19 protein-coding genes are annotated in these 24,464 nt (G+C 43.1%); 11 read left to right on the top strand and 8 right to left on the bottom strand.

Annotated features, from left to right (window positions below):
- Nucleotides 1–105 precede the first annotated feature (105 nt).
- From N480_RS18855 to N480_RS18820, 8 genes are read right to left on the bottom strand one after another with little or no spacing between them, the layout of a single operon-like run.
- Entirely contained in the window at nt 106–831 is a 726-nt protein-coding gene (locus N480_RS18855; RefSeq protein WP_063373978.1) for a DUF3379 family protein, read from the bottom strand.
- Nucleotides 831–1,346 carry a sigma-70 family RNA polymerase sigma factor gene (locus tag N480_RS18850; RefSeq protein WP_063373977.1) on the bottom strand — a complete coding sequence of 172 codons (516 nt, stop codon included), beginning with the start codon at nt 1,344–1,346 and terminating at the stop codon, nt 831–833. Before N480_RS18850 ends, N480_RS18855 begins: the two co-directional genes overlap by 1 nt.
- Before the next feature lie 52 nt (nt 1,347–1,398).
- Nucleotides 1,399–3,042 carry a BatD family protein gene (locus N480_RS18845; protein WP_063373976.1) on the bottom strand — a complete coding sequence of 548 codons (1,644 nt, stop codon included), beginning with the start codon at nt 3,040–3,042 and terminating at the stop codon, nt 1,399–1,401.
- Complete coding sequence (locus tag N480_RS18840) at nt 3,036–4,907, bottom strand: VWA domain-containing protein (protein ID WP_063373975.1); 1,872 nt, start codon at nt 4,905–4,907, stop codon at nt 3,036–3,038. Before N480_RS18840 ends, N480_RS18845 begins: the two co-directional genes overlap by 7 nt.
- Before the next feature lies 1 nt (nt 4,908).
- Nucleotides 4,909–5,895: a vWA domain-containing protein gene (locus N480_RS18835; RefSeq protein ID WP_063373974.1), complete on the bottom strand. Its 987-nt coding sequence runs from the start codon at nt 5,893–5,895 to the stop codon at nt 4,909–4,911.
- A complete protein-coding gene (locus N480_RS18830; protein ID WP_063373973.1) occupies nt 5,888–6,322 on the bottom strand; it encodes a DUF4381 domain-containing protein in 435 nt (144 codons plus the stop codon). The genes N480_RS18835 and N480_RS18830 overlap by 8 nt, the downstream gene beginning before the upstream one ends.
- Nucleotides 6,323–6,327: 5 nt before the next feature.
- Nucleotides 6,328–7,269, bottom strand: coding sequence for a DUF58 domain-containing protein (locus N480_RS18825; protein WP_063373972.1), 942 nt, complete (start codon nt 7,267–7,269; stop codon nt 6,328–6,330).
- Between the two features lie 15 nt (nt 7,270–7,284).
- On the bottom strand, nt 7,285–8,241 hold the full coding sequence (locus N480_RS18820) for an AAA family ATPase (protein ID WP_063373971.1): 957 nt from the start codon (nt 8,239–8,241) through the stop codon (nt 7,285–7,287).
- Nucleotides 8,242–8,534: 293 nt separating this feature from the next.
- Between N480_RS18820 and fadI the strand changes: the two genes are divergently transcribed.
- The 11 genes from fadI (at nt 8,535) to N480_RS18770 (ending at nt 24,443) form a co-directional block, all read left to right on the top strand.
- Nucleotides 8,535–9,845, top strand: a complete 1,311-nt coding sequence (gene fadI, locus N480_RS18815; RefSeq protein WP_063373970.1) for an acetyl-CoA C-acyltransferase FadI — start codon at nt 8,535–8,537, stop codon at nt 9,843–9,845.
- Nucleotides 9,846–11,948, top strand: a complete 2,103-nt coding sequence (gene fadJ / locus N480_RS18810) for a fatty acid oxidation complex subunit alpha FadJ (RefSeq protein ID WP_063373969.1) — start codon at nt 9,846–9,848, stop codon at nt 11,946–11,948.
- A 170-nt stretch (nt 11,949–12,118) separates the two neighbouring features.
- Nucleotides 12,119–12,244 (top strand): hypothetical protein, encoded by a 126-nt coding sequence (locus N480_RS25945; RefSeq protein ID WP_269201035.1) that lies wholly within the window; start codon nt 12,119–12,121, stop codon nt 12,242–12,244.
- 221 nt (nt 12,245–12,465) lie between these two features.
- Entirely contained in the window at nt 12,466–13,866 is a 1,401-nt protein-coding gene (locus tag N480_RS18805; protein WP_063373968.1) for an efflux transporter outer membrane subunit, read from the top strand.
- The gene (locus tag N480_RS18800) at nt 13,853–15,166 is read left to right on the top strand and encodes an efflux RND transporter periplasmic adaptor subunit (RefSeq protein WP_063373967.1); all 1,314 of its coding nucleotides are present in this window, start codon (nt 13,853–13,855) and stop codon (nt 15,164–15,166) included. Before N480_RS18805 ends, N480_RS18800 begins: the two co-directional genes overlap by 14 nt.
- Nucleotides 15,163–18,267 (top strand): efflux RND transporter permease subunit, encoded by a 3,105-nt coding sequence (locus N480_RS18795; RefSeq protein ID WP_063373966.1) that lies wholly within the window; start codon nt 15,163–15,165, stop codon nt 18,265–18,267. The genes N480_RS18800 and N480_RS18795 overlap by 4 nt, the downstream gene beginning before the upstream one ends.
- A gap of 383 nt (nt 18,268–18,650) precedes the next feature.
- The gene (gene betI, locus N480_RS18790) at nt 18,651–19,247 is read left to right on the top strand and encodes a transcriptional regulator BetI (RefSeq protein WP_063373965.1); all 597 of its coding nucleotides are present in this window, start codon (nt 18,651–18,653) and stop codon (nt 19,245–19,247) included.
- Nucleotides 19,244–20,707 carry a betaine-aldehyde dehydrogenase gene (gene betB, locus N480_RS18785; protein WP_063373964.1) on the top strand — a complete coding sequence of 488 codons (1,464 nt, stop codon included), beginning with the start codon at nt 19,244–19,246 and terminating at the stop codon, nt 20,705–20,707. The genes betI and betB overlap by 4 nt, the downstream gene beginning before the upstream one ends.
- 8 nt (nt 20,708–20,715) lie before the next feature.
- A complete protein-coding gene (gene betA / locus N480_RS18780) occupies nt 20,716–22,368 on the top strand; it encodes a choline dehydrogenase (protein ID WP_063373963.1) in 1,653 nt (550 codons plus the stop codon).
- Nucleotides 22,369–22,527: 159 nt separating this feature from the next.
- Nucleotides 22,528–23,745, top strand: coding sequence for a BCCT family transporter (locus tag N480_RS18775; protein WP_063373962.1), 1,218 nt, complete (start codon nt 22,528–22,530; stop codon nt 23,743–23,745).
- Between the two features lie 2 nt (nt 23,746–23,747).
- Nucleotides 23,748–24,443, top strand: coding sequence for a TorF family putative porin (locus tag N480_RS18770; protein ID WP_063373961.1), 696 nt, complete (start codon nt 23,748–23,750; stop codon nt 24,441–24,443).
- The last annotated feature ends 21 nt before the right edge of the window (nt 24,444–24,464 follow it).

The raw sequence follows: 24,464 nt of genomic DNA, 5'->3' as shown, positions 1-24,464 counted from the left end.
CCTCTAAGTTTAAATACTGCCTGTTATTTTAAAGAAAATAACGGATGAAATGAACTAAATTAGGTTGGTTTTAGGAACAAATAAGGCGCTTAGTGCGCCTTATTTTTATAGCCAGCGTAAGGAGTTGTTGACTTCACCTTGATATTTTTCAATAGGCGTTCCAACATTCGCAACTAATATGGTGTCTGCATATTTACCTTTGTTGATAGAGCCTGCAAATCTTTCATCATTAAAATGGGACTTACCATCTCTATAATCATTGCTATCACTTGGTACAATAAAAACCGTCATGGGGCCGTGTTCAGATTGAAAAATTAAGTGCAAGCTTCTTTGGCCTTTAAAGTTACAAAAAGTCGCATAGGTCACTTTACCGGGCATCGCTTCTAACTTACCGCCAAGCATAGCCAGTTTTTCATTAACGACCTGTAAGGTTACTTCTTTATTAAGCCTTAACGCGCTTTCCTCATAATAAACATGCTCTAAAGCATGCTCACCTGCATGAAGAGGGGCGTGAACTGCTGAGCTAAAATACACCAAAACCGCAAGCATCACCGACGCCGCTGAAGCGATGGGTACCGAGAATCGTCTATACCAAGCGATATTGACCACATTAGATGATGTTACCGGTTTCGGCTCTTCTTCAACTTGCGCAAGCAGTTTTGCTTGTAAGTCACTGGGAACCGGTACTTTAAATGCATCGCCCAGCATAGTATCAAAATCTTGCGCTTCATCAACTAAGCGCTGCTTTTCCGGATCACCCTTTGCTTCTTGGGCAAGCTGCTCATCGTTTGGATCTGCGAACAGGCGACGACGAAATTCTAAATCATCCATCAGTTTGATGCCCCCTTTGCTGATTCATTCACGTTGGTTAATGCCTCTTTTAGCTGATTTCTCGCTCGATACAATCTAGTCATGACTGTGTTTTTGTTTAACTCCAAAATTTCTGCGATTTCATCACCTGAACAACCCATGACAACCTGCAGTAACAGTGGTTCACGATATTCAGATGCTAATTGGCTAATTTGTCTTTGCACAACAGTTTGTTCCATTTCGTCGTCTAATGACGTGCTTTTGGTGTCCTCTAGTGTGTCGTGCTCAACATCCGCATAGTCAAATTGTTTTCTTTCAAAACGACGTGCATTTTCTCGTCGTAATATTGTTAATAACCAAGATTTGGCTGCTTTTTCATCTTGCAAGGCGTCTAAAGAACGCCACGCTCTTAAAAAAGTCTCTTGAACCAAATCTTCTGCAATAGTTGGATCTTGGCACAGCCAATAGGCAAAGCGGTAAAGCTCTGTATGGTAGACCTGTACCAACGATTCGTAACGTTTTTGTTTTTGGGTCATGCTAACTAGACCTTGTCTTTAGCAATATTATTTCACTTTTCGCCATATTATTTTAATACAACTGCTCGAGGCGATTCTGAGTGCCTGATTTTACACGCTTTTCAGCACTAATTATTTTTTTGTACAGCGAGAGAGTATCTACATCAGATTCGTTTGCACTATAAAGGGATGCTTGCAGTTTTGCAATTTCGTCCCTGATTTCGGTGTCTTGCTTATTAAGCCAAGCCTTAACAGTGAGTTTCTGACCGGTTTCTACATATTTTCTCAATGACTTGTAAAATGCACCAGCATCACCTTGTTTTGCGGCCAATGATAGCTCTTTTACCAAAGCAGAAATGTCCGCTTCTTGCTCTTTAATGCTATGAGTAGGCGCAGGAGGTAGCTGCCTGCGAGACTTAACCAGCCAAATAACCATTGTAATAACCCACAGTATGTAGCCAAAAGTCGAGATTGCCCAGTCGATGACCGATTTTTCAGCTTCTTTATAAACAATTTGTGGTTCAACAGCCGTTAGACTTTGGTCATTATTTGTCGATGTCTGTACTTCTTCTGGTTGGCTGGGGATTTGAGGTTGATTTGGATCTGCGACGACTTCAATTGTGCGAGCAGGCAAAGTTGCATACTGAACTCTGTTTATGACGGTGTTAAACCATGGAAGTTTTACTTCAGGTAAAGTATAAACACCCGGTTTTTGAGGCAGGATAGCGTATGACGCAACAAGCTGGGATATTACACGCCCATCCCGTGCCATTTGGTTTCTATCAGTTTCATCAGGGTAAATCCTGAAGCCACTAACACTGGGTACATCAATATCAGGCATCTGCTCTTTTGTGATCCCAAGTGCTGTAAGTGTAAAAGTGCGTGTGATAGGAGAGCCTACCACTACTTTATTGTCACTTGGTTGCCATTCTTCCGCTAAATTAACCAATTCACTGGGTAACCAGTCGCCACGATAATCGTTCGGGATTGGCTTGACTTCCACATCAATGGTTTCGCCAATTGCGCTCATTGCCATTCGGCGATAGCCTTCTCTTACTTGACCATTAAATACGGGTGGATCGATACTGAATGTACCACTCTTTTGCGGTTGGATCAGGTAATTTCTTGTGATGACTCTATAGCGTCGACCCTCAACGATTTCGTAATCTTCTTTTTGCTGGCCCATGGCGGTCAAGGTCGCGTCTGTCATAACTGGTTCACTGAGCTGCGCTTCAATTAAATCCTTACCGATATAGAGTTTCATCGTATAAAGTGCCGCCTGTTGAACGTACAGGGATTGAGGCTCTAAACTCACCTTAATAAACACGTCCTTTTGTTCACTGGCATCTTGGTCACGCGCTACGATCTTAATATTAAGCGGTTGGCTTTGCTCACCTGCAACTTCAAACGATGGGATTGTAAAATCACCTGCACGTCTAGACATGACTTGCATTTGCCAAGTCGTAGCACTGCTCATACTACCGTTGATTATTTGTGTTCGAGAACTTGTGCTGATAGGACCTGTTACAAAGCGTTGAGATAGGGCAGAGGTGTCTGGCATTTGGCCAGATACTTTTCCATTTGCTTCTATCGTAAGGGTGAAATACTCTCCCACCAGCACTGGGTTTTTGTCCACACTTGCAGTCAGCTTATCAATGGCCCAAGCGGGTAGTGCGAGCGCAAAGATTAAAAAATAAATAGCATTTCGCATTACCATGACTTTTCTGCTCCTACTGGTTGTCTTTGTTGTTGTCTCTGTCTTGATTCTAAAAGCATTTTATTCTTTAGAAGAATGGCTGGATCATCCGGTACTCGGCGTAAAAGTTGATCTAGCTGCTGAGCTTTTTCCTTTTCTTCGGGAGTTAATTCTCTCATTTGACCCTGAACTTGTTGTTTGCTCTGCTCACCCTGAGCTTCATTTGGCTGAGTTTTATCAACTTGCTGAGGTTGGGGCTGTCCGTCAGACTCTTGCTCTGACTCTTTATTGGCAAGTTCTGGTTGGTTTTGATTCTCTCTTTCTTGTTGCTCCTCACCATTGGCATTTTGTGATTGTTCACTTTGTTGCTCGTCGGACTCATTCCCTTGCGAGTCTTGCTGCTGAGCATCTTGTTCGCCTTGTTGGTCAGAGTTAGATTGAGACTGTTCCTGAGACTGCTGTTGATCGCCTTCTTGTTGTTCAGAAGACTGTTGGTCCTGCTGCTGGTCATTTTGGTCAGAGTTTTGTTGGTTTTGTTGCTGTTCTTTGAGCTGTTCTACCAAAGCTTTATTTTGTTTCGCTTGTTCGAATTCAGGGTTGATATCCAGTGCTCTGTTATATGCATCTATGGCTTCATTCAACTTACCAAGTTGAGCGAGTGCATTGCCAAGGTTGTACTGACCAATTGAAGAATCCGACTGAGCAAGCACATTAGCGGCTTGCTCAAATTCACCTTGTTGGTACAAAGCGGCCCCTTTTAGTGTTAGGTCGTGCGCCGAGCCTGCACTTTCATAATCTTTCTCTTGGTAGGCTGAAAGCGCATTTTGGTCGGTATTTTTAAACCATGATTGCCACTCGGCAGCATAGGACGGTGTACTTGGCAGGTAAGCAAATAGTGTAAAACATAATGCTAGGGCGCTTTTTCTAAAAGCAATTAATGCCAACGGCAAGATAACAAACAACAAATACTTTCCCGCATCTATACGCCATAGAGTTTCATTTGGTTGATCAGGTTGCTCTATATCGCTTCTTTGTATATTTGAAAATGATTGAATATCCGAATTATCAGGTGCATAGCTTGCGTAATTCCCCCCTAATCTTTGAGCAAGCGACTTTAATCTGTCTACATAAAGCTTAGGAACTACAATCTGCCCATACCGGTCTTTTAAGAAGCCTCCTTCTGGTACGCTAATTGGTGCACCTTGGACCGTACCCACACCGTAAACATGCAGCGTATAACCGCTATTGGACAGCATAGATTGAATATCTGTGACTTCGTCTGTTTCTACTTCATCGGTGACGAGTATTATTTCACCTTGTGTATAGTTGGCTTGTTCTAACAGCGTTTTAGCTTGGTCGATACCTGCAAGCACATTTGACCCTTTGCCAGGCATAATTTGTGGACTGATGCTTGGTACTAGGTTTTCCAGTGTTTTGATGTCACTCGTAAGAGGAGAAACAATAAATGCATCTTGCGCATATGCTACAAGCGCCGTGTCACCTTCTTTAAATAGTTGAAGCATATCGAGCGTTTTGAATCTAGCTTGCGTTAGTCTATTTGGTGCGATATCGGTTGAATACATGGAGTAAGACATATCCATGACAATAACGCGTGCTTGTTTTGCTGTGAATACTGGGACACTTTGTTTCTCGATGCTTGGGCCTGCTATTGCTAATATGCTAAGAAATAAAATGAGGCCTGTAAGCCAAGAGGATTGACTCACTTTTTGCTCATCGCTTTTCGCAAGAACAACGTTCGCTAAATGTGGGGCAATAATCTGAGTCTCTTGCGTGCTAGCGCGTTTATACCACTGAATTATTGTTATGATGGCCCACGGTACGAGAAGCCATAGCAAATCTGGGCGGATGAACTGAAATTCGGTCATATTACTTTTCTCGCCTCCATTGTTTCGCGGCGCGTATAAGGATCGCGAGCGCCCATAGTGCTATCGCCATTAGCAAAGGGATATAAAAGAGCGCGAGTTTGGGTCTGAATGTTTCATCTTCATCGGTGATTGGTTCAAGGTTGTCTAATTCAGCATAAATTTGCTGAAGGCCCTGAACGTTTTTTGCACGAAAGTATTTTCCACCAGTTTCATCAGCAATATGTGTCAGGGTTTGCTCATCAATGCTGTTGCCACCCATACTGCCCATTGAAAAAAATCCTAAATTCCTGCGTCCATCAGATCCGACACCTACGGTATACACTTTTATACCCTCTTCGCGAGCGAGTATCAGTGCTTCATCGGGTTCTAAATTACCGGCAGTGTTTCTTCCATCTGTAAGTAAAATTAAAATGCGATTACTTTCTTCTTTTTGATTAAAACGCTTTACCGCCAACCCAAGTGCATCGCCGATCGCAGTTGCTCTGCCAACGAGGCCAATTTGTGACTCTTGAAGCATTTGACTGACAGTATTGATGTCACGAGTAAGTGGTGTTTGTAAAAATGCCGTATCCGCAAAAAGGATTAGCCCTAATCGGTCACCTTGTCGTTCTTCAATAAAATCACTGAGCACTGCTTTAACCACTGACAGACGATCGACGTAACGACCATTATATTCCATGTCTTCTTCTGCCATCGAGTGCGAGAGGTCCACGGCAAGCATTATATCTCGCCCTTCACTGGGCAAAGTAATGGGGTCGTCAAGCCAACTTGGGTTACTTAATGCTGTGACAAGGAGTAACCATATTAATATTTCTAACCAATTTTTTGCTGCAGAAATTGGCTGTACTTCAGCGCCTTTAGTACCTAACGTGGCATAGCTGGGCATACGTATTTTTTGTAAAGCCTTCGCTGGCCGAGGTTTGACTTTGGCAATGAGCCAAGGGAGTGGAAGCAGTAAAAACGCCAAAGGCCATTCAAATTCAAACATCTAGGCGCTCCTTTATTTTGTATGTTTTTATTGCCTCTAAGAGTTTAGGAAGTAATTCCGAACTCGAGTTTGGGTTGTATAGCGACACAATATCTTGTTCTTGAAAATTTGCTTTAGTTAACTGGTTTAATGTTTTACACCAAGTTGCACTTGATTGAGCAGCCATGTTGTTACCGTAATAGTGCTTTGTCAGTCGCTTTAACACACCGTGTAAAGCTAATGGGTCAGCTTGATATTGAGCGCTTAGCGCTATGGCTTCTCTCTTTGCTGCGCCAAATTGCCAACGACGGTAAGTAATAATGGCGAGACCCAATATAAGTGCGGAGCAAAACAGTATAAGTGCCCACATAGGTAAAGACAGTGGCCACCAAGCAACCTGTTCGGGTGGTAAAACGTCATTTAGGGCATCGAGTGGAGAGGGAGTCATAAATGTTACCTAGAGAGCTGGGTTTCCAATGGTAGAGCGGCAGAAAAATTAAGCATGGTCATGCCCGAGCGACTTAAACGCTGAAGCCGCGTACTAAACACATGTTCCGCCTGCTGCGCGAATTTTTCTCTAAATTTTTTGTCGCCAAGCGGCAGGGTCCATGAGGTTTGTGCACCTTGAATTTCGATGGCATCGCTGTATTCAGGTAATTGGTGCTCAAAAGGATCGCTGACTTGGCATCCAATAAGTTCACAATGGCGACTCAAGCCCTCAAGTAATGAAAAGCTCTCATCGTTTAAGTCTGAAAAATCGGATATGAGATAGATTAAACTGCCAGGTTTAGCAAGGTGTTTGAGGCGCCTTAAGTTTTCATTAAAACGACTTTGCAAAGGCGTGTCTCTATTCGCTAGGCTTGTTTCATGCACATCACACAATTGATGACAAAATGCCAACACACCTTTGTCGCGAGCAGTTGGTTTTAGCTCATGATGGCTGTGTTCCGAAAATACGACTCCGCCCAACCTATCGCCTCGTTGGGTGGCTGACCATGCGACAAGTGCGCTCAAGTGAGCCGCTTGCACTGACTTAAGCAGTAACTGACTGCCAAACAACATACTGTTTGATAGATCTGTGAAAATAAAAACAGGGCGCTCTTTTTCTTCTTGATATAGCTTAGTATGCGCTTCACCAGTACGGGCAGTGACCCGCCAATCAATGGCGCGGATGTCATCTCCGTATTGGTACTGGCGTACTTCTGCAAATTCCATCCCTCGCCCTTTGTGTGGTGCGAGGTATTGCCCTGCTTGTGCACTGCGGATCTGTCCTTTGGGCTTTAAATCAAGTAAACGTGACTTCGCTTTATAATAAAGCAGTTCTTTTAATCCTAATTCAAAGCCGTTGCTATGACTATTAGAAAACCAGCTCGTTGTGTCTATATTCGCTTTCATATAAATCAGCCAAGTTTATGGCACTGGCACTAGCTCGAGAATACGGCTGATCACTTGGTCTTTCGTGATGCCATCAGCTTGTGCTTCGTAGCTCAGAATGATGCGATGTCTCAGTACATCATGCAAAACAGCTTGAATATCATCTGGCGTTACAAAGTCTCGTTGTTGTAACCAAGCGTGCGCTCTTGCACATTTATCCAAAGCGATTGTCGCTCGTGGACTTGCGCCAAGTTCGATCCATGCGCCTAACTGCTCATCCAATTTTGCGGCTTCTCGAGTCGCAATAATCAACTGGACTAAATATTGTTCCAAAGGTTCTGCCAAGTGTAATGCTAAAACCTTCTTGCGAGCTTCAAACAATGTTTGTTGGCTAATTGGGCTAAAGGTGACTTTTTTATCACTAAGCGCTTCACCCCGAGTCAAACGGAGTATCTCTAACTCAGTTTGCGCGTCAGGGTAGTCAATATTCAGATGCAGTAAAAATCTGTCTAACTGTGCTTCTGGTAGAGGGTATGTACCTTCTTGCTCCAACGGGTTTTGTGTTGCCATTACCATGAATAAATCTGGCAATGGGTATGTTGTTTTACCTACCGTAACTTGCCTTTCAGCCATCGCTTCTAGCAGTGCCGACTGTACTTTTGCTGGCGCACGGTTAATTTCATCGGCCAAAATCAAATTATGAAAAAGTGGCCCTTTTTCAAATACAAACTCACTGGTTTGTTGTCTATATATATCGGTACCAGTAATATCTGCTGGCAACAAATCTGGGGTAAACTGAACTCGTTGAAAACTACCCTCAATACCTTTTGCCAAAGCATTGACTGCACGTGTTTTAGCTAATCCAGGCGGACCTTCTACTAACAAATGTCCGTCAGCTAAAATTGCAATAAGAAGTGCTTCAGTAAGGTCAGGTTGACCTAAGATTTGCGTATCTAAAAATTTTTTTAGTTCAGTAAACTCATTAACTGCCATGCTTGTTTGTCCTTGTTCTGACAAATTTGTTGCTTATTTATATGGATTGAAAAGGAAAACTCAAGCTTTTGAGGTGTATTTCCGCTTTTTTTCTTAGACCGTATATTTGGGTTTAGTTCCAAACTTTTAATATATTTTTCAGCAACTTTTTGAATTGTACAATTTTCGCGCTAAGTTTAATTTGCACTGTGATTTTACAGACAATTTTTAAATTTCTATTGGCATAACGGATTCGGTTGTTTAGAATCGGATTAAAATAACAGGTCAGACCTGTCAGCGGGAGAGCAAAATTCATGTCTGAACAAAACATACTAAAAACAATAAACGGAGACCGTATTGCCATTGTCAGTGGTCTGCGAACTCCATTTGCAAAACAAGCTACTGCTTATCACCATGTGCCAGCATTAGATTTGGGAAAAACCGTTGTCAATGAAATGCTTGAGCGTTTGAACATCGATAAGAAAGAAATCGACCAACTCGTTTTTGGCCAAGTTGTTCAAATGCCTGAAGCGCCAAATATTGCTCGCGAAATTGTATTAGGAACGGGGATGCCTGTCTCCGTGGATGCGTATTCTGTATCACGCGCGTGTGCAACCAGTTTTCAAGCGGTTGCTAACGTCGCGGAGTCAATTATCGCAGGTCATACTGCTGTTGGTATCGCGGGCGGTGCTGATTCTTCATCTGTCTTACCTATTGGTGTTAGTAAAAAGCTCGCGGGCAGTTTAGTTGACCTAAATAAAGCACGCACTTTAGGTCAAAGACTGAAGATTTTTTCTAAGCTACGCCTCAAAGATTTATTACCTGTTCCTCCAGCAGTTGCAGAATACTCTACCGGATTGTCTATGGGGGATACGGCAGAGCAAATGGCCAAAACGCACGGCATTAGCCGAGAAGAGCAAGATGCACTCGCGCATCGTTCTCACTCACTGGCTGCAAAAGCTTGGGATGATGGTCTGTTGTCTCAAGAAGTTATGACTGCACATGTTGAACCGTACAAAGGTTTCATTGATAAAGATAATAATATAAGAGCGAACTCTTCATTAGAGGGCTATGCTAAGTTACGCCCTGTATTCGATAGGAAACACGGCTCAGTGACTGCTGCAAATGCAACGCCACTGACTGATGGTGCCGCTGCGGTGTTAATGATGAGCGAAAGCAAAGCAAAAGCACTGGGCTATGAAATTCTAGGTTATGTGCGTTCATACGCATTTTCTGCCATTGGTGTGCATGAAGATATGCTAATGGGGCCTGCACATTCAACACCTCTGGCCCTCGATAGAGCAGGCATTGAATTGAAAGATTTAGATCTTATCGAGATGCATGAGGCATTTGCAGCTCAGGCTCTTGCGAATGTGAAAATGTTTGCTTCTGATAAATTTGCACAAGAAAAGCTAGGTCGCAGTAAAGCGATTGGTGAAATAGATATGGATAAATTTAACGTCAATGGTGGTTCTTTGGCTTATGGACACCCATTTGCAGCAACTGGAGCTCGATTAATCACTCAGAGTTTAAACGAACTTAAACGTCGAGGTGGTGGACTAGCGCTTACAACAGCGTGTGCAGCCGGTGGTTTAGGTGCGGCTTTTGTATTGGAGAGTGCATAAATGTCAGTATTTAGTTATGAATTGAATAGTCACAAAGTAGCGTTAGTTACAATCGATGTGCCCGGTGAAAAAATGAACACGCTGCGTGATTCATTTGCCGATGAGTTGCTGGAGATCTTAGAGCAAGGTAGAAACGACGATGTAACAGGTATGGTATTTATCAGCGGTAAATCAGATAACTTTATTGCTGGTGCTGATATTAAAATGCTAGACAATGCAAATACTCGCGAAGATGCACTACGCCTTTCTGAAATGTGCCAGCAAGCATTTTTTAAAATGAAGGCGCTACCTTACCCGACTGTAGCAGCTATCCATGGTGCTGCGCTCGGTGGTGGACTAGAGTTTGCTTTGGCTTGTGATTATCGAGTTTGTACAAGTGATGACAAAACTAAACTTGGGTTACCTGAGGTTCAATTGGGCTTACTGCCTGGTGGCGGTGGCACGCAAAGGCTTCCTAAACTTGTCGGTATTCAAAAAGCACTGGAGTGGATGCTCACTGGTAAACAAGTTAGGGCTAAACAGGCGAGCAAAACGGGATTGGTTGATGACTGTGTACCTCAAAGTATTTTAATGGATGTTGCGGTAAAACTGGCAAGAAAAGGAAAACCAAAGCCACGTAAACCGAAACTAGACAAGTTAAGCCAGCTCTTGGAATCAAATCCGTTTGGCAGAAATGTGATTTTCAAAAAAGCGCAAGAAAATGTTGAAAAGAAAACGGGTGGACATTACCCAGCGCCTTTTGCAATTATCAAAGCGGTAAGAGCTTCTGTAGAACTGGACGAATTAAAAGCTTACAAAACTGAAGCTGAAGGTTTTGCAGATTTAGTAATGACTGAAGTATCTCGTTCATTGCGTGGTATTTTCTTCGCGACCACAGAAATGAAAAAAGAGTGGCAAAGCGACAGTAACGCAAAGATTGAACGCGCTGCGGTACTGGGCGGCGGCTTGATGGGTGCTGGTATTACCCACGTAAGTGCTGCTAAAGCAGGCGTACGCGTGCGCATTAAAGATGTTGCCCATCAAGGGATCAGTAATGCGCTAAACTATAGCTACAAGATTTTATCGAAAAAACAAAAGCGCCGTATTCTATCTAAAGCTGAGATGCAGTCGACCATGAATAGCATCACAGGCACAACGGATTACAGTGGTTTTAAAGATATCGATATTGTGATTGAAGCGGTCTTTGAAGATCTTGCCCTTAAGCAAGGGATGGTTGCAGACATCGAAAAAGAATGTTCTCAAAGCACGATATTTGCAAGTAACACTTCGTCGTTGCCGATTGCCCAGATTGCTGAAAAGGCGGCACGCCCAGAAAATGTAATTGGTTTACATTATTTCTCTCCTGTGGAGAAAATGCCACTGGTAGAGATTATTCCTCACGAAGGCACCTCTGAAGAGACTATTTCAAAAACAGTCAATTTCTCACGTAAACAAGGTAAAACACCAATTGTTGTTAAAGACAAAGCTGGTTTTTACGTCAACCGAATACTCGCGCCATATGTCAATGAAGCTGCTAACTTGCTATTAGCAGGCGAGCCAATTGAGAAAATTGATGCTGCGTTGGTTGAATTCGGTTTCCCTGTTGGGCCGTTGGCGTTACTTGACGAAGTCGGCATAGATATTGGTTCAAAAATAGCCCCAATTCTTGAAAAAGAACTAGGAGAGCGATTTAAGGCGCCAAATGCCTTCGAGCGTATGATAGATAACAAGCGCTTGGGTCGCAAAACGGGCAGAGGTTTTTACTCTTACGAAGGCAAGAAGGGTAAAAAAGTGGATGAGTCAGTCTATGAGCTGCTAGGCATTACCCAAGCGCCAAGGCTAAACAAGCAAGAAATTGCCAACCGTTGTGTTGCTCAAATGCTGAATGAGGCCTCAAGGTGTCTTGATGAGGGGATTATTGCATCAGCGCGTGACGGTGATATTGGAGCTATTTTTGGTATAGGGTTCCCACCATTCTTGGGCGGCCCATTTAGTTATATGGATAAACGCGGTATCAATAAAGTTTGCTCTGAGCTTTCGACCTATGCAACAGAGAATGAGGTGTTCACACCTTCTGAACCGCTAAGAGCCAAAGCTGAGGCTGGCGAAGGTTATTACGGCTAAAGTTCAACTTTGAAAACACCCCAATTATTGGGGTGTTTTTTTACATCAATACAAATCTATCCCTTGCCGTTGGTTTGAGAGTAACTCAAGCTTTTCGCAGGTAATAAAAATTCAGCGTATATCTCGTAAGGGGTCCTTTTATCCTGTATCTAGGAGTGCGATGAGTTAAATTGGCTTCAGCTTTAATTGGTTCATGGCAAATGCTGGCAAGAGATGTCACCGATGCTGCTTTTGATTTTAAAGCGCACTTTCTAGTTATGCGACGCAGTATCATGGTAGCTAGCCGTTTGTTCTAAGAACTACTATCGGTCTATTCTCTCTCTTCTTTAACATTGCTTTGTGTTTTATCCGGGGCTGAAAAGTTCGTTGATCTATTTTCGTGCTCAATGAGTACAAGCTATAAACTATTTTTGGCAAAATTTGAGCGATTGTAAGGCTATGTAAAGTTTGTTGAGTCATCGCTTTGTCGCACACTAAACTAAAATAATATTCATAGACTCTTTAGGAATAGAGAATAATGTGGCAAAACATAGTGCTTGTTGTTGCTGTATCAGGCGTTTTAGTTGGTTGTAATTCGACTGCTCAAATCGCAGAAAACTACCGAAGCGAACTAAAAATACCTGATAAGTGGCTGCAAACGCATACTCAGGGTGAAGTACAGCAAAGCTGGTTAACACAGCTTGAAAACCCGCAAGTGCACGAGTTGGTAGCACAGGCTTTGAGTAACAATTTATCAATTGCCAAACAAGCAACAGAGATTGAAGCGGCTCGTCAAAGGTTAATTGCCACAGGCAGTGCACTTTGGCCAAGCCTTGAAGTTTCGTTTGATAGCGCAAGACGTAAAGCTGCAAATACCGGAGCACTTTCTACCACCCATGGACTTGGTCTGAAAGCCAGCTATGAGTTAGATTTGTGGGGGAAACTGGCTGCTGATGAGCGCCAAGCCAATTTGGAGGTCATGACTAGCCAAGCCGGGTTTATGCAGCAACAATATAACTTGGTTGCAGATGTGGTGATAAGTTGGTTCTCAGTAATTGAAGGACAAAAGCAGTTAGAGTTGCTTTATCAGCGCTTAGAGCTCGTCGAGCAAAACTTGGACATTATCGAAAATGGTTACAAACAAGGATTAAATAGTGCTTTAGATGTGTATTTAACTCGCAATGAGTACAGCAACGAGCAAGCAAAAGTTGCTCAGCAGGGCGCTTTAGTCAGCGAAAGAAAAAGAAGCCTTGAGCGCTTAATCGGTGAATATCCCAGCGCTCAGTTGTTAGTGGAAGCTGATTTACCATTATTAAATTCAAACATCACCATGGGTGTACCCTCCGAGCTGGTTAGTCGTAAACCTGCTTTGTTATCAAGTTGGTATCAACTTTTAGCACAAGACGCGGCACTTGCTTTCGCGCACAAAAGTCGTTTCCCGAGTATCAATTTAACTGCGAATTATGGCTCCAGTAGCATCAACTTTAATGACGCCTTTTCAATGTCTTCAGCAGGCTGGTCATTATTATCCGGTATCTCGGCGCCGCTATTTAATGCAGGCCGACTGGCTGCCAATGAAGAGTTAGCTCGGGTGCAATTGAAAGCACAAGAGTTGTCTTACCTCGATAGTCTACAAGACGCATTTACAGAAGTTGAAAATGGAATAAGCCAAGAACAAGCATTACGCACCAGATATTCAGAAACGCTGATTTCAGAGAAAAACGCTAAATTGGCTGAACAATTATCTTTTGAGCAATATCAAAAAGGTCTGGTTAGTTACACCACAGTGTTAGATGCACAAAAGCGTTCGTTTGAAGCGCAAAGCAGTCTCATTTCAATAAAAAATGAATTAATTAAAAATCGTGTGGCGCTCCATCTCGCATTGGGCGGAGACTTTAAATTATCTCAGCCTGAGGAAAACAATAATGAATCTAGTTAAAAAATTTATTTTGCCATTAGCTGTATTGGCTATATCAATTGTGTTGGTGATTTTTATCACTTCTAATCCTCCAAAGGCAAAGCGCGGTCAAGGTAAACCTCAAGCGCAAATGACGGTAGATTTTGAAACCATTTCTGCAGCCCCTTTTACGATGAAAATCAGGAGTTATGGCGTTGTACAGCCTCGAACGCAAAGCATGCTGGTGGCGCAAGTTTCAGGCCAGATAAGCGAAATAAACGATAGCTTTAGAGATGGAGGATTTTTCGAAAAAGGTGAATTGCTACTGCGTATCGACGACCGAGATTACAGAGCTGAGGTACAAGTAGCTAAAGCAACGCTGTTGAGCGCACAGCAAAGCCTTCTAGAGGAAGAAGCGCGTGGAAAGCAAGCTGAAATTGATTGGCAAAGGCTAGGCGATGGGACTAAACCCAGCGAATTGGTGCTGCGAAAACCACAATTAGCCGCGCAGCAGGCAAATGTACTTTCGGCACAGGCGAAGCTTGCTCAAGCAGAGTTGGCGCTTGAGCGAACGCAAATAATCGCTCCATTTGCTGGTCGTATTTTGAGTAAAAAAGTTGACCTTGGACAGGTGATCTCGACGAATAGCCAACTCGCTGAAATTTATGCCATTGACTATGTGGAAGTTAGGCTACCGATAAACAATAGAGATTTGGTGTTTTTAACATTACCGGAACAGTCTAGAGAGGGGACACAGCATGGCGAGCTTGCCGAAGTAATATTAAGCTCTGATTTGGGCATTGAGCAACAGTGGATTGGCAACATTGTACGAACTGAAGGTGCCATTAGTGAGCAGTCTCAGCAGTTATATGTGGTCGCGCAGATTGACGACCCATATTCAGTTAAGCGACAAGACAACTTTGCCATAAAAATTGGTCAATACGTGAATGCAGAGATAACTGGCCGAACACTCAGTAAGGCAATCAGTATTCCCAACAGTGCAATTTACCAAGGCAGCTACGTTTATGTATTAGATAACAACAACCTACTGATGCGAAGAGATGTCACACTTGCTTGGCAAAGTGATGAGCGCGCGATTATTAAGTCGGGTTTGTCTGAAGGCATGAGGTTAGTGACAACGCCTCTTGGCCAAGTAAGTTCAGGAACTCGTGTAGCCGTTATGAACCCGTCGCTGCAAAAAGACAAAAGTAAGGCGAGAAGCTGGGAGCAACTGACTGAAAAGCAGCAGCGCAGAGTGGAAAAAATAGCAGCAGAGCGCGGCGTTAGTGTAGAGCAAGTTTTAGCTGAAAGACTGCAAAAAACGCAGGAGAAGGGCATATGATTGCTTGGTTTACTCGAAATTCAGTTGCCGCCAACTTGCTTATGATCTCTATTTTGTTTGGAGGTTTATTTGCGCTATCTACAAAAATTCCATTAGAAGTTTTTCCGTCATTTGAAACGGATAGGATCAGCATCAGTATGACACTCAGAGGTGCCACACCTGAAGATGTCGAACAAGGTGTTTCGATCCGAATAGAGGAAGCTGTACAAGACTTAGAGGGCATCGAAAAGATTTCAAGCCGCTCTGCTGAGGGATCTGCAAATGTCACGATAGAGGTCGAAAACGGTTATGACCCCCGTGAAATGCTGGCAGATGTAAAAAGTAGAGTCGATGCAATCAATACTTTCCCAGCAGATGCCGAAAAACCAGTCATTTCACTTGCTGAGCGTAAAAGGGATGTCATTACGGTAACCGTAGCTGGAAGCTACTCAGAAAAGGAAACGCGAGAGTTTGCTGAACAGGTGAGAGACGATTTGTTACGTATACCTGGCGTCACACAAGTCGATTTAGACGGCGTGCGTGATTATGAAGTGGCGATAGAAGTTAGCCAAGACAAGCTACGGCAATATGAATTAACCATAAATCAGATTGCTGATCTGATTGGGAAGTCTAGTGCGGACATATCCGCAGGAAACTTAAAGTCGTCAGGTGGAGATATATTACTGCGCTCAAAGGGACAGGCATACCGTAAAGATGAATTTGCGAATATTGCGATAAAAACCAATGCAGATGGTTCGGTAATTTACCTGTCTGATGTGGCCAATATCATTGATGGCTTTGAAGAAACGCCGGTTAGAACCCGGTTTAACGGGAAACAAGCCGCCTTTATTGAGGTGTATCGCATTGGTCAACAAAGCGCCATCGAGGTTGCTGATAAAGTTAAAAGCTATATAGAAAATCGCCAAGATTCATTACCCTACGGCTACGAGCTGAGTTACTGGGATGATGACTCTGTCATTGTCAAAAAGCGTATTGCCACACTGACTTCTAATGCATTGCAAGGTGGTATTCTGGTCCTTGCATTACTTACGCTTTTTCTTAGACCTGCGATTGCGTTTTGGGTTTTTATTGGCATCCCAGTATCGTTTATGGGGGCGTTTATTGCGTTGCCACTCTTTGGTATGAGTTTGAATATAATGAGCTTGTTTGGGTTCATCCTTGTACTTGGTATTGTCGTAGATGATGCAATAGTAACAGGTGAAAACATATACACGCATCTCAACAGCTCGGAATCAGGTGAAATGGCGGCGATTAAAGGCACCCAAGAGGTAGCAACCCCCGTTACCTTTGGCATTTTAACAACGGTGGCTGCATTTTTACCGCTCGCATTTATTGATGGGGTACGTGGTGCCATTTTTGCGCAAATTCCGGCAGTTGTGATCCCTGTTTTATTGATGTCTTTGATTGAGTCCAAATTCGTACTGCCCGCGCACTTAAAGAATTTGAAATTGCGAAAAGACAAAGGCAAAGTGAATAAATTCAGCCAATTTCAACAGAACTTTGCTGATGGATTCGAACGTGCAATTTTAAAGTATTATCAACCAGCTTTGAAGGTTGCGGTTTCAAACAAAGCGGTCACGTTAAGTGCATTTGTTGGCGTTTTCATGATTATTGTTGCACTCATTACCAGCGGATGGACCAAGTTTATATTTTTCCCTCGCATTCCAAGTGAAACCGTAAGAGCGAATCTGACCTTACCAACGGGAACCCCATTTGAAGTTACGGCAAAGTACATTGATTTAATGTCAGATAAAGCGCAGTTATTAAAAGAGAAGTACACAGATCCAGAGACTGGGGAAAGTGTTATAACGCATATTTTAGCGACAACAGGTGGGCGTGGTGGCGCTTCAAATTCCGGGCGAGTGCGTTTTGAAATAACCCCGCCTGAATCTCGCTCAGCTTCAATTGATTCTCGGCAATTGGTAAAAGAATGGCGAACACTCATCGGCGTTATTCCAGGAGCCGAAAGCTTGACGTTTAGAGCTGAAATAGGGCGCTCTAGCGATCCGATTGATGTACAAATGACTGGCACCTCTCTTGAAGTACTGAAAGACGCCGCTGAAAAAGTCAAAGCGCAGTTAGCGACTTTTCCAACCGTATTTGATATCACAGATAGCTTGAGCGATGGTAAAGAAGAGCTACAAATAGAACTAACAGAGCAGGGCAAGGCGCTGGGGTTAACCCGCACAGATGTATCTCGACAAATTAGAAGTGCGTTTTTTGGCGCGCAGGTTCAGCGGATCCAGCGTGGCAGAGATGACGTGAGAGTGATGGTACGTTTACCTCTAGCAGAGCGTAGTAATTTAGCGACGCTTAATACTCTGTTGATAGATACTCCAAACTCCGCTTCAGTGCCGCTGAGCCATGTTGCAACACTGACACCGGGTCAAAGCCCGTCGAACATTTATCGTATAGATCGCTATCGAACAGTCAACATTACGGCAGATATCGAAAAGCAGAATACCAACATGACGGTGTTACAAGAAGAGCTCAAGGTTTTCTTAGATCAACTTGTTTTGCAGTACCCAGGGGTAACCCACTCACTGGAAGGGGAAGCCAAAGAGCAGCGTGAGTCGTTTGGCTCGTTAGGGTGGGCATTATTGTTCGTATTTTTCATTATCTACGCCTTGCTCGCGATCCCGTTTAAATCTTACGTTCAACCGCTAATCGTGATGAGTGTGATCCCATTTGGTCTAATCGGCTCGGTGGTTGGTCATTGGATCATGTCAATGGAGCTCACGATTATGAGCTTATTGGGCATGCTGGCGCTGATAGGCGTTGTGGTCAATGACTCACTGGTTCTAGTCGACTACATTAATAAACAAAGGTCTCGAGGCAAAGAGGTGATGGAGGCCGTATTGACTGCCGGAGCGGCACGATTTAGGCCCGTTATGTTGACTAGTATTACCACATTCTTTGGTTTAATGCCGCTGTTATTTGAGCAAGAAACCCAAGCACAATTTTTAATCCCAATGGCCGTCTCTCTGGGCTTTGGTATTGTGTTTGCGACCTTTATTACGCTGATTTTGGTGCCAGTTAATTATCTTATTTCTGATAAAGTTATAAACTTTAGCAAACAGTTGAGTCCAAAAGCGGCGTAACTGCAATCTGCGTATCAAACTCGTAAGCGCAACCTTGTCTTTTAAGGTTGCGCTTATTGTCACCTTTCGATAGCCCCCGGATTTAATTGTTGCATACATTTCGCAGTATCATCAGCATGCTTATAGGACAAAAAAACGACAGGTTTTAATTAGAGAGCTATCTATTTTTGTTCGGATACTAACTAATTATTGATTGTACTGTAAGTTTGGAGCTTAACATTCAGCCATTTGGATAGGCTTATTGCTTAATTAAAACAATGGCATACGTGTTTTTTGATAAATTCACCAAAGCTTTTGGTAAAAATGTTAACGAATTGCTTATTGTTATAATAATTAGAGGTCTATATAATTTATAATTAATTGAACGTTCAATTAAAAAAGTTATGCCAAAAGTCGGAATGGAACCAATACGTCGTCAGCAGCTAATAGAAGCGACGTTAGAATCAGTTGCAGAGCTAGGTTTGCATGCAACGACTATCAATAGTATTAGTAAACGCGCAGGTTTATCCTCAGGGATCATTAGTCATTATTTTGGTGGAAAGCAGGGCTTGATCGAGGCCACCGTTCGCTACCTTCTGACCAACTTAAAAACCAGTTTGCTGTCTAAAGTTAAACCAAACAGCGATGCCCATACGCGTTTGATGTTCATCGTCGAAGCGAATTTCTCAATGCTCCAACAACAGAGCAAAACGACAAAAACATGGCTAAGTTTTTGGTCGCAATCAATGCATGATGAGCAGCTGCATCGCTTACAAGCTATTAATTCTAAAAGGCTCTATAGCAACTTAGCGTATTCATTTCTCCACTATTTTGAGAAAGATGAAGCGCAGCAAGCTGCTAAGCTAGCCGCAGCTATGATTGATGGGCTGTGGTTACGTGCGGTGCTGAGTAAAGCCGACGAAGAAACGTTCAAAGAAGCCGAGTTGCTGGCCAAGCAATATATCTCATCTCTAATCTCATCTTCTGGAGTACAAGTATGACCACGATGGTTTATCAAAACTTTATTCATGGCGCATTTATCGCGAACCAATCTCAAGAAACATTTCCTGTTAAAAATCCAGCCACTGATGAAGTAATTTATCATGTTGAGGTCGCCGATGAGTATGTTCAGGCTCGCGCAATTGAGAGTGCGAAACAAGGTTTTGCAATATGGTCAGCAATGGCGCCAGTTGAACGCAGCCGGATTTTAAACAAAGCGGTTGCGTTGCTTAGAGAGAGAAATGACGAGCTGGCACGGGTAGAAGTTTTAGATACGGGTAAGCCTATTCAAGAAGCAGATTGCGTTGATATTCAAACAGGCGCCGATGTAATTGAGTATTTCGCGGGCTTGGCACCAACACAAGTGGGTACGCAGCAACCGGTTGGGAGCGACTTTTTTTATACCCGTAAGGAGCCTTTGGGCATTTGTGCAGGTATAGGTGCATGGAATTATCCATTGCAAATTGCTTGCTGGAAGTCGGGCCCAGCGCTTGCGGCAGGCAATAGCTTAATCTTCAAACCTTCCGAAGAGACACCGCTTGGTGCGATTAAACTTGCCGAAATTTTTATAGAAGCAGGTATGCCTCCGGGTGTATTCAACGTAGTTCAAGGCGCTGCACAAGTTGGCCAGTGGTTAACGTCTGACTCTAATATTGAAAAAGTCTCTTTTACTGGTGAAGTTGGGACTGGTAAACGTGTCATGCAGAGTGCCGCGTCTAATCTGAAAGACGTTACGATGGAGTTGGGAGGTAAGTCGCCACTTATCGTATTCGATGATGCGGATGTGTCTGAGGCTGTCAGCGCGGCGATGCTAGGCAACTTTTATACGCAAGGTGAAATTTGTACTAACTGTACAAGGGTGTATGTTCATAAGGATATTTATCAGCGATTTATCGATGAACTTAAAGCGCGTACTGAGCAAAATATTATTGCGGGCAACCCACTTGACCCCGAAGTTAACTTGGGTGCTTTAATTTCCAAAAAACATCAGCAACTTGTTCTTAATTATATAGAAGCCGGTAAAAAGGAAGGCGCGACACTTTTGACAGGTGGTCATCCTATATCACCGCAATCAGCTCCAAACGGGTACTTTGTTGCACCGACGATTTTCGTTGACTGTACAGACGATATGAGCATCGTAAAAGAAGAAATATTCGGGCCTGTAATGAGTGTTCTGATATTTGAAGATGAAGCGGATGTTATTGCTCGGGCAAACAACACTGAACTGGGGTTAGGAGCGGGTGTATTCAGCTTAAATATTCAACGGGCTCATAGGGTGATCCATCAGTTAAATGCGGGCATCTGCTGGATAAATAGCTATGGAAATTCACCGGCTGAAATGCCTGTTGGTGGCTACAAGCAGTCGGGAATTGGTAGAGAAAATGGCATAGAAACGCTTAACAGCTACACACAAACAAAATCTGTGTATGTTGGTATGAGCAAGATAGAAAGCCCGTTCTAGGAGGGCTTATGTCTCAGTTTGATTACATCATTGTTGGTGCTGGCTCTGCCGGTTGTGTTTTGGCAAATCGCCTTTCAGCCGACCCACAGCACAAAGTCCTATTACTTGAAACTGGCGGCTCAGATAAGAGTATCTTCATTAAGATGCCTACTGCGCTCTCTATTCCTATGAATACCGAGAAATATGCTTGGCAATTTCATACCGAGGAAGAGCCATATTTAAACAATCGTAAAATGCACTGTCCGAGAGGAAAAGTGCTAGGCGGTTCTTCATCAATTAATGGCATGGTTTACGTTAGAGGTCATGCAAAGGACTTTGATGAGTGGGAAAGCCATGGTGCTAAAGGTTGGAACTACCAAACGTGTTTACCCTATTTCAAAAAGGCTGAAACTTGGCTGATGGGCGAAGATGATTATCGAGGTGGAGAAGGGCCTGTAGGTGTCAATAACGGCAATAATATGGTGAACCCCCTTTATCGTGCTTTTATTGAGGCCGGAAATGAAGCGGGCTATCCGGTTACCACTGATTACAACGGTGAGCAGCAAGAGGGCTTTGGCCCGATGCATATGACTGTTAAGGATGGGGTTCGCTGCTCCACAAGCCGTGCCTATCTAGATCCAATCAAAGCTCGCAATAACTTGACTGTGGTAACTGGCGCTCAAGTAACACGAGTGTTGTTAGATGGTAAGCATGCAAAAGGTGTGGAATACGCTTTGGGTGATGCTTTAGTGACCGCCATAGCTGATAAAGAGGTTGTTTTAAGCGCTGGGCCAATTGGCTCGCCTCATATCTTGCAGTTGTCAGGCATTGGTGATTCTACGACATTGCAAAAAGCGGCTATTGAAGTAAAACACCATTTGCCAGGCGTGGGTATGAACTTACAAGACCACCTTGAGTTTTACTTTCAATATAAATGCAAACAGCCCATCACGTTAAATGGCAAACTTGGATTGATATCAAAAGGCTTGATTGGTGCCAAGTGGATTTTGAACAAATCAGGGCTGGGTGCGACAAACCATTTCGAGTCGTGTGCATTTATTCGTTCTAAGGCTGGCATCGAGTGGCCTGATATTCAGTATCATTTTTTACCCGCAGCAATTAGATACGATGGTAAATCTGCATTTGAGGGGCACGGGTTTCAGGTTCATGTAGGGCACAATAAACCAAAAAGTCGAGGCTCTGTGCTTGTTCAGTCTAGTGACCCAATGGTTGCTCCAAAAATTCAGTTTAACTATTTACAACATCAAGACGACATAGAAGGGTTTAGGGCCTGTGTGCGCCTTACGCGAGAAATTATTTCGCAATCGGCATTTGATGAATATAGGGAGGGTGAAATCCAGCCAGGTGAGCATATTCAGACCGATGAAGAAATTGACGAGTTTGTACGTCAAGCTGTAGAGAGCGCCTATCATCCGTCTTGTTCGTGCAAGATGGGTGAGGACGATATGGCAGTCGTTGATTCTGAACTTCGAGTGCATGGAATTACAGGGCTACGAGTCGTCGATTCGTCTATCTATCCGACTATACCTAACGGAAACCTCAATGCACCAACGATCATGGTAGCTGAAAAAGCCTCAGATATGATTTTAGGGAATAAACCTTTGCCACCCTCTACGGCAATCACTTTTATTCATCCCGATTGGCGTCATCAACAACGTTAAATATTTAAAGAATTCGTCTAGTGCTGGTCTTTGAACCATCATTCGCTTGCTGAGGCGTGTCCATCCTTATCTAGGTTAGGAAAAATAAGCAAGCATAATAATTACAACCTTAAACGGAAAAATATATGAGTTATTTTTACTTATTTTGGGAGGGCGATAATGACCATTTGGCTTAGCGCAGGCGTATTATTTACCCTTCTATCTATCGCTTTTATTCTTTACAAATGGGGCTGCGTTCAAGTTGTGGGCGTGACTCCAGTTAAAACATTTACATTTATCGCGATTTTATTTACTTCGGGACTTGATGTCGGTTTGATCATGTTTCCATTAACCGAGTTTGCAGGTTACGCAGACATAAGCGCAAGCCCAGAATATGGATTTACCAACCCGCTCGCCATTGAGTTTGGATTTTGGGGATTTCTAATCTGGGGGTTTTATTTCCTGACCTGTTTTTATTTCTGCGTAATTGAGCCAAAAGTGAAGTTCTTCGAGATCCCTTTGGTTAAACTTATCAACAATGTGGTAATTATTGGCACTTGTGCCTTTACCGCATTTTTACTGTTATCAAATTTGCCTTGGTATCTGCCAAGTGTAGGTGACGGTGAATCCATTGTCGCACCATTTTATTTAATCGTCTTTTTAGCTATCTCACTTGCTGTTTACTCCAGTACAAACATTAAGTATGTGAGGCTACTCAGTGTTTCTACTACTTGGGTTTTCATAGGGTTAATTGCTCTTTTATGGGCTGATGCATTCTTACTAGGCGATGGCGAAATTGGCAGTTATTTTACAAACTTGGCATTGATGGGCGACTACTTTGCCAATATGCACCAGTTTGTTTTGCCTCTCAATGACTATCACGAATTTTATCTCTTTTGGTGGTTTGCTTGGAGCATTATGATTGGCCAATTTACAGCTCGTTTTGTCGGTGGATTGAAAACCTATCAAGTTTTGGCTGCCATGCTCGTATTCCCGTCAATTCCTATCGCAGCTTGGTTTGCTGTCTTGTACCATTACCATGAAGCTGGGATCTCCACTGAAGGACTGACTAATTTTGCAATGGTGTTTGTGGGCGTTGTTTTCGTGATTAACTCTTTAGACTCTCTGATACGTTTATATACAGACAACTTAGGCTTGACCACACAGCGTTTAGGTAAAAGCAATTATATTGGGCTCAATATAATTGTGTTATCGCTACTCACTCTCTTGTTCCAACTTAACTTTTTACAAATCCAATGGGTAGGGGCGATTGTTATTGCAATTTTCTTCTCATGCTTTGGGTATATTGTTGGTAAAAAGTTGCGTGCGGTCGGTGGAATACACAGTTCGCCAGAAGATAATGAAATTGATTTTAACAAAATAAAAACAGTCAGCTAAATATGAAAAAGATAAATAAAATTGCATTGCTCCCATTGGCCCTATTTTCAGGACTTTCGATGGCCGACTTGAGTACGACTATAACAGCGGCGTCAGACTACACATTCAATGGTGTTAGCCAGACTCAAAATGACCCTGCTATACAAGGTAGTATCGATAAGTCTTTCGACAGCGGTTTTTATGTAGGCTCTTGGGCGTCAAATGTTGACTTTGGTGACACTGATATCGAGTGGGATTTTTACATTGGCAAGTATCATGAGTTTAATACAGCCTGGAGTGTTGACTATGGTGTTGCCTATTACACGTATCATGGCGCAAGTGAGTCTAGTGATGGGAACTACCCTGAGGCATATGCAAAGTTTGGTTATAATAATGCCTTAGGGAAAACAGAGTTTAACTTTTGGTACAGTTGGGACTATTTTGGCGTTGATGTAGGCCACACGATAGCGATGGTTGCGCATACTTTTGAGATTGCACCAAATCATTCTGTAAGAGCAAGCTTTGATGTGTCTAATTCATTGGACGGCGACAAGTGGCTTTGGAAAGACGATGAAAAGTCTTACCACCATTACCGGTTGGCGTATCAAACGAGCTTAGATGCGTTTAACATTGAATTGGCTGCCGAGAATACTAATTTAGATATTGATACGGCTGATGAGCGAATCGTTTTGTCGGTTTCTCGGACTTTCTCAATGTAATGATCCCGAAAGTTAGGTGCG

The organism is Pseudoalteromonas luteoviolacea S2607, from assembly GCF_001625575.1.
Lineage (GTDB): Bacteria > Pseudomonadota > Gammaproteobacteria > Enterobacterales > Alteromonadaceae > Pseudoalteromonas > Pseudoalteromonas luteoviolacea_E.
The sequence above is the reverse complement of the archived record's forward strand: the minus strand, read 5'-3'. Positions and strand labels throughout refer to the sequence as shown.

What these genes read in the sequence shown, in the direction of transcription:
- N480_RS18855 (WP_063373978.1), bottom strand. Translation starts at nt 831, where the DNA reads ATGGATGATTTAGAATTTCGTCGTCGCCTGTTCGCAGATCCAAACGAT.
- N480_RS18850 (WP_063373977.1), bottom strand. Translation starts at nt 1,346, where the DNA reads ATGACCCAAAAACAAAAACGTTACGAATCGTTGGTACAGGTCTACCAT.
- N480_RS18845 (WP_063373976.1), bottom strand. Translation starts at nt 3,042, where the DNA reads ATGGTAATGCGAAATGCTATTTATTTTTTAATCTTTGCGCTCGCACTA.
- N480_RS18840 (WP_063373975.1), bottom strand. Translation starts at nt 4,907, where the DNA reads ATGACCGAATTTCAGTTCATCCGCCCAGATTTGCTATGGCTTCTCGTA.
- N480_RS18835 (WP_063373974.1), bottom strand. Translation starts at nt 5,895, where the DNA reads ATGTTTGAATTTGAATGGCCTTTGGCGTTTTTACTGCTTCCACTCCCT.
- N480_RS18830 (WP_063373973.1), bottom strand. Translation starts at nt 6,322, where the DNA reads ATGACTCCCTCTCCACTCGATGCCCTAAATGACGTTTTACCACCCGAA.
- N480_RS18825 (WP_063373972.1), bottom strand. Translation starts at nt 7,269, where the DNA reads ATGAAAGCGAATATAGACACAACGAGCTGGTTTTCTAATAGTCATAGC.
- N480_RS18820 (WP_063373971.1), bottom strand. Translation starts at nt 8,241, where the DNA reads ATGGCAGTTAATGAGTTTACTGAACTAAAAAAATTTTTAGATACGCAA.
- fadI (WP_063373970.1), top strand. Translation starts at nt 8,535, where the DNA reads ATGTCTGAACAAAACATACTAAAAACAATAAACGGAGACCGTATTGCC.
- fadJ (WP_063373969.1), top strand. Translation starts at nt 9,846, where the DNA reads ATGTCAGTATTTAGTTATGAATTGAATAGTCACAAAGTAGCGTTAGTT.
- N480_RS18805 (WP_063373968.1), top strand. Translation starts at nt 12,466, where the DNA reads ATGTGGCAAAACATAGTGCTTGTTGTTGCTGTATCAGGCGTTTTAGTT.
- N480_RS18800 (WP_063373967.1), top strand. Translation starts at nt 13,853, where the DNA reads ATGAATCTAGTTAAAAAATTTATTTTGCCATTAGCTGTATTGGCTATA.
- N480_RS18795 (WP_063373966.1), top strand. Translation starts at nt 15,163, where the DNA reads ATGATTGCTTGGTTTACTCGAAATTCAGTTGCCGCCAACTTGCTTATG.
- betI (WP_063373965.1), top strand. Translation starts at nt 18,651, where the DNA reads ATGCCAAAAGTCGGAATGGAACCAATACGTCGTCAGCAGCTAATAGAA.
- betB (WP_063373964.1), top strand. Translation starts at nt 19,244, where the DNA reads ATGACCACGATGGTTTATCAAAACTTTATTCATGGCGCATTTATCGCG.
- betA (WP_063373963.1), top strand. Translation starts at nt 20,716, where the DNA reads ATGTCTCAGTTTGATTACATCATTGTTGGTGCTGGCTCTGCCGGTTGT.
- N480_RS18775 (WP_063373962.1), top strand. Translation starts at nt 22,528, where the DNA reads ATGACCATTTGGCTTAGCGCAGGCGTATTATTTACCCTTCTATCTATC.
- N480_RS18770 (WP_063373961.1), top strand. Translation starts at nt 23,748, where the DNA reads ATGAAAAAGATAAATAAAATTGCATTGCTCCCATTGGCCCTATTTTCA.